The 1,547-nt window shown below is 42.3% G+C and carries 1 protein-coding gene; it reads right to left on the reverse strand.

Features of this window, described 5'->3' with window-relative positions:
* Positions 1–58: 58 nt before the first annotated feature.
* Positions 59–1,237, reverse strand: a complete 1,179-nt coding sequence (locus CHU92_RS00145) for an acetyl-CoA C-acyltransferase (RefSeq protein WP_094411405.1) — start codon at positions 1,235–1,237, stop codon at positions 59–61.
* Positions 1,238–1,547: the final 310 nt, after the last annotated feature.

Below are 1,547 nucleotides of genomic sequence, written 5' to 3' on the forward strand. Positions count from 1 at the left end.
AAAACTAACCATTCTTTTTTTTATTGTTTAGGACGCTATTGATAAAAAATAATAAATTTTAAGCTCTCTCAATTACAATAGCCGAAGCACCGCCACCGCCGTTACAAATGGCTGCAGCGCCTATTTTAGCATTGTTCTGCTCCAGTACGCTTAGCAGGGTAACAATAATCCTTGCACCTGAAGCGCCTAGTGGGTGACCCAAAGATACCGCACCACCATTAACGTTAACTTTAGTCGGGTCTAAACCAAGGATTTTAGTATTGGCAATACCAACTACAGAGAATGCTTCGTTGAATTCGAAGAAATCTACATCGTCTTTGGTAAGGCCTGCCTTGTCCAGCGCTTTTGGCAGCGCTTTGGCAGGAGAAGTTGTAAACCACTTTGGCTCCTGCTCTGCATCAGCATAGCTCCTTATGTAAGCAAGCGGCTTAAGGCCCAGCTCATTTGCTTTTTCCTCGCTCATAAGCACAAGGGCAGCAGCGCCATCATTAATAGTAGAAGCATTAGCAGCGGTAACTGTACCTTCTTTGGTAAAGGCAGCGTTAAGCGAAGCTATCTTATCCAACTTTACGTTGGTGTATTCTTCATCTTTGGTAACCATTATTGGGTCACCTTTACGCTGCGGCACCGCAACAGGTACCACCTCGTTATCAAATTTGCCGGTATCCCACGCTGCGGCCGAACGCTTGTATGATTCTATGGCAAAAGCATCCTGGTCTTCGCGGGAAATATTATATTCTTTAGCACACTCGTCGGCACAAACACCCATGGCATTATTGTCATAAGCATCGGTAAGGCCGTCTTTTTGCAGTCCGTCAATCATGGTAACTGCGCCAAACTTGCTGCCTGTCCGCATCTGTACATAGTGCGGTATAAGGCTCATGCTTTCCATACCGCCTGCAACCACCACATCGGCATCGCCACACATAATGCTTTGTGCCCCCTGCATTACGGCTTTCATACCGCTGGCACATACTTTGTTCACTGTAGTGGCTACAACGCTGTCCGGCAATCCTGCCTTGCGCGAAGCCTGCCTTGCGGGAGCCTGGCCTACACCAGCCTGCACTACGTTGCCCATTAACACTTCATCTACATATTTGCCGTCAAGGTTTATCTTATCTAAAGCTCCTTTAATGGCAGCCGCACCCAGGTGTGAAGCCGGTACTGTTGAAAGAGCACCCATAAAACTTCCTATTGGTGTCCTTGCCGCCGAAACTATTACTACTCTTTTATTCATCTTTTTCTTGTTGTTTGTTGTTGAAGTTGCGAATTTAATAAATTTTAAAGGTAAAAATAAACACAGTGTAAAAATAATGTTTATATAGACAAAAATCTTTGAAATTTATCAAATTAAACAATAATACCTTCCCGGAAAAAATTGGCAAACGTTTAGCATTATTTTTAGAATATCCCGCTTAGCAATATTTACTTTAGGTATAAATTTTTAAAATAAAAAATCATGTTTGGGACAATAATGGCAATAGGAATATTAGTTTTATTAGTAGAAGTGGTTTAAACTTATTTGTTAAATAAAAAAGGGTTGACGA

Source organism: Flavobacterium cyanobacteriorum (assembly GCF_002251835.1).
GTDB classification, from domain to species: domain Bacteria; phylum Bacteroidota; class Bacteroidia; order Flavobacteriales; family Flavobacteriaceae; genus Flavobacterium; species Flavobacterium cyanobacteriorum.